This is a genomic window from Candidatus Cloacimonadota bacterium, assembly GCA_034722995.1.
GTDB lineage: Bacteria > Cloacimonadota > Cloacimonadia > JGIOTU-2 > JGIOTU-2 > JAGMCF01.
Genome location: JAYEOL010000019.1, coordinates 1 through 4,561 on the forward strand (window position 1 = coordinate 1; position 4,561 = coordinate 4,561).

Annotated in this window: 4 protein-coding genes and 1 tRNA gene; all 5 read right to left on the reverse strand. The window is 32.3% G+C overall.

Annotated elements, in window-relative coordinates:
* Positions 1–351: TGS domain-containing protein (locus U9R23_02410; protein ID MEA3475289.1), on the reverse strand; the 351-nt coding region annotated here is incomplete at its 3' end.
* 171 nt (positions 352–522) lie between these two features.
* Entirely contained in the window at positions 523–1,479 is a 957-nt protein-coding gene (locus U9R23_02415; protein ID MEA3475290.1) for an HD domain-containing protein, read from the reverse strand.
* A gap of 95 nt (positions 1,480–1,574) precedes the next feature.
* The gene (locus U9R23_02420) at positions 1,575–2,639 is read right to left on the reverse strand and encodes a PHP domain-containing protein (protein ID MEA3475291.1); all 1,065 of its coding nucleotides are present in this window, start codon (positions 2,637–2,639) and stop codon (positions 1,575–1,577) included.
* Between the two features lie 328 nt (positions 2,640–2,967).
* Positions 2,968–3,043, reverse strand: a tRNA-Lys gene (locus tag U9R23_02425).
* A 67-nt stretch (positions 3,044–3,110) separates the two neighbouring features.
* The coding region (locus tag U9R23_02430; protein MEA3475292.1) for a FlgD immunoglobulin-like domain containing protein at positions 3,111–4,561 on the reverse strand (1,451 nt) is incomplete at its 5' end.

A 4,561-nucleotide genomic window follows, 5' to 3' on the forward strand; every position in this document is an offset into this window, starting at 1 on the left:
GTCACTGTCTGTAAATGGGGTCTTTTTATCAAAATCATAATAGAAACCATTATCTATTGCTGGTCCGATAGCTACTTTTACATCTGGATAAAGTCTTTTAACTGCCTGTGCCATAATATGAGCGGTGCTATGCCAATAAACTTTTCGTCCTTCCTCATCTTTGAATTTGTAAAAGAGAATAGTTGCATCTTTTTCTATTTTATGAGTTAAATCCACCTCTCTCTCGTTTAATCTGGCAGAGACAATTTCCTTTGCAAGCCCTTTGCTAATTCCTTCAGCAATTTGCAAAGGAGTAATCCCTTTTTCATATTCTTTTTTTGAGCCATCCGGGAAAGTGATTTTAATTTTCATAATACATCCTTGTAATTGTCACAGAGAACACAGAGGAATTTCTGATAAAATTTATGAGTTCTTTGTAGCTTGATTATTTTTTATAAAAAAGCAAGTTGTATGATTTTTCAGTCAAGAAAAATTGAATTTTTGCCTAATAGTTGGGAAAAATCTGATTTTGATTTAATAACTTTATTTTGTATAATATTCTCTCTTTGTCAAGTTATTATATTCAGTCCAATCTCTGTTCTGTTTTTTTGCTTTTTCAATTAAATCCTGTACTCCCATTATATGAGCATCCATATTATCTGCATAATGAAGTAATATTGCTTCTTTTGTTTTTGGTAAAACTACAGCTCCTTTTTCTCTCTCACCATGATGACTTAGGAGCAGATGTCTAATCTTATTCTTTAACATTGGCGGGAAATTATTAATTTGCTGAATTTTATCAACAACCATTTTATCACCAATCACAATATGACCAACAAGTTTTCCTTCATCTGTAAAGTCAATAAAAGGTCTAAGATGGTACTCATTCACTTTTCCTATATCATGCAGTATAGCACAACATACGAGTAAATCTCTGTCAATATCATTATCCTGATATATCGGGGCGACCGAATCGCAAATATTAGTTACTGTTATAGTATGATGTATGAGTCCTCCGACTTTATTGTGATGCCAGGATTTAGCAGCTGGTGCAGAGATAAACTTCTTCAAAAATTCCTTATCGTCAAAAAAAAGATGTAATAATTTATTCAGATATTTATTTTCAATTGAATCAAGATATTGAAACAATTGTTCAGTTAATTTATTTATATTTTTTGTAGTGGCAGGCGAGAAATCTGATATTTCATATTCACTTCCTTCAGCTTTTCTGACATTAGATATATTTAACTGTAGATTACTTTCATAAATATCAACAGATGCTTTTACTTTTACAATATCTCCGATACTAAATTGTGATTCCAGATGTTTTACATTATCCCAAATATTACCAATAATCTGACCTGTTTTATCAATACAGGTTACTCTGATGTATGATTTTCCTGCACGACTTTTTCTTAATGATTTTTCGCTAATTGCAAAGAAACTAACTATTTCAGTTCCTATGTAATCAGATAAATTTTCAACATAATGTTTTTTCATAATTAACCTCTAATTTAGTTGAACTGGTTGGACTGGTTGAATTTGTTGAACTGGTTGAACTGGTTGAACTGGTTGAACTGATTCAACTGATTCAACTATTTTACATAAATAGGATTGGAATAAATCCATCCGTAATTTCCTTTGTATACCTCAACACGATAGAAGCCGGGTTTTGTAATTGGGAATGAAATTTCGGGTGTAAGTTCCGAATGGACAACTTTTCCATTGAAGATAATTTTTATAAGACAATCTTGCGGAAGCTGGACAGAAAGGTAAAGTTTTTTTTCAGAAAGTGAAATCTCTTCGCCCGGAAGAGCAAAATTTTTGGTGTTTCCTGAGTAAATATAGTAGTAAAAATTATCCGGGTATCCACGATTAACATTTACAATAAAGCTGTTTCCATTTTTGAGAGCCTTTAATATTTGTATGTAATGGGTATTATTATTTAATTCTTGCCTGAGCCAGATGTGTGTTTGTATTGCCTTTAAAAGTCTTTTGTGCGGCAAAAAGGTTATTGACAAGGGTCCAAGTTTGTAAGTTTTACCATGTGCATCCGAACTTCCAATTGCAGATTTTTTAAGCCCCCTAATATTGAATTCATCCCATTTTTTTAGAATTTCTTTATATGGTTTTTTTATTGCGGAATTTGGGAATAATGTTTTGAATATAAGATTAAATGGTAAGATAAGACTGTCTGTCCATTCAGACAGAAAATTCCATATTTCTATACCGTCAAATTCTATTGCATCCCAGGCATCCCATTCATAAGCTCTTAATTTTTTTGTTCTTCTTTTTTCAATCGGGTGTGCGATAAATCCATAGCCATTATCCTCAGCTACAATCTTTACATATTCTTGTGCGGATAAAGAAGTTGGAAGAACAGCATCGGTTTGGAACACTAAGTAATGATTATTCCTTTTCGCATCATTCATTTCATATCCAGCGAGTACATAAATTCCATTATATTGTTTTTTACTAATTTCTTTCTTGGCATCTAAAGAAAGATGGTCGTTAATAGTTATGAAATCTAACTTGCATTGCTTTGCAGATTCTATTATATCATCAACTTTGCCACTGGCATCAAAAGAATATCCTGTATGTATATGCAAAGCTCCTGCATATTGATAGATTTCTTTGCCGAAAATAGAATTCTTTTTCATTTTATTAAATTTTACCAGTCATTAAAATGTTTTGTCAATTTTTAGGATTATTTTTAATTCAAGTTTTATCCGTCTGGGCGCCTGGCCGACACTGAAAGGAGAATGAAAATAGCATTTGTAAGCATTCCCAATCCCCAATTATCCCCGATTAAATCGGGGAGGGGAGGGCTTAGGAATGAGCGTGTAAGTTTTGATGAATTTATCATGTTTTTATTTTTTTCTTTGTGTCCCCGCGGACGCGGGGATTGCGTCTTTGTGGTGAAAGCGATTTTCATATGAAAGTATATTTACAAGTATAACTCATAACAAATAAGATATAACAAAAAAATGGTACACCCACAGGGACTCGAACCCGGAACCTACTGATTAAGAGTCAGTTGCTCTACCTGTTGAGCTATGGGTGCACCCAAATATAAATTAAAATTCAAAATGCAAAAGGGAAAAATCAAAATGAAATATTAAGATAAAATTCTATCTTAGAAGGAGTAGTCTTTTTACTGGACTGGTATAATTTTCTGTCAATAATTTGTAAAAGTATATTCCATTTGAAACTGGTTTACCATTATCATTTTTACCATCCCAGACAACTTCATTAATTTTGAATTTTGAATTTTGAATTTTGAATTTTTTTACCAATTGTCCTTTTACATTGTAAATTTTTATCCGTGTAAATCTGTGTAAATCTGTGGCTGAAAAAGAAATTGTTGTCCCGATTATATCGGGATTGAATGGATTTGGATAGTTCTGGTAAAGAATGAATTTATTTTTCAATTCAAAGTTTGAATCAATAGAAGTAACATTAATGTTATCACTATAATTTCCTGTCCGTTGAATATTACCTCTATACATTGTCCAGGGAGTTAGGGAACCTTTTGGATTTTTATAATCCCACACAGCTACACCTGAATTGGTACCTGAGATTAATTCCAAATCCCCATCTTTATCTAAATCATTAATAGTCAAAGAAGAATTTATAATTGAATTACCAGTAATTGGAAATTCCGGAAGAAGTTCGCCATTAAGAGAATAACAAAATATATTTCCGTTTGTAGTTGATGACAAGATTTCTATTTCTCCATCATTATTTATATCAACCGCAACAGGACTATTTTTTGTTCCAGTACCCATTTCTTGTGGCCAGCCTTGCAAAATAATACCATTTCCATTAATTATTTCTAATTCACCAGATAAAGTATTGAACGCAAGTAAGAATTCATCATCTCGTTCCTGAGTAAAAGCTATCATTGAAGAGAAAATATTTGATGATAGATCTTTTATACATTTTATATCACCATAACCATCAATAATATAGATTTTGTAGTCATAATTGCTAAAAGCTATACGATTATTATTATCAAAGATAATGGGAGGAGACCAAATTTGAGAATCGGTTTCTATTGGAAATCCATCCAAAATTACCCCTTCTGATGAGATAGCATATAAAGCTCCATTTAATGTGCCCAATACTATATCTTTTACTTCGTCATTATTAATATCACCAACTGCAACATCTGCAAATATTGGTGAACCAAGGGAGTAAGGGAAATTTGGATAATCACTACCATCTATTTTAATTACATATAATTTTCCATCCAAACAAGGTGCAATAATCTCTAATTCTTCATCCCCATCTAAATCCACAACTGTAGGAGTGCAAATCATCTGTCCGCCAGTTTCATATTCAAATATTACAGATTCATCATTATCAATAGCATAGATTTTATTATATCGGGTGGTTAAAACTATTTCATATTGCTGGTCATTATCAATATCACCCACAGCTATTGAAGACCACGCTTCTTCACCAAGCTCAACAGGGAAACCATCCGAGATGCTTGCATCCGCTTCAATAGAGTAAATTTTTCCTGCCCTGTCAACAAATAGGACTTCGTTTTCATTATCATTATCAAAATCAACAACCA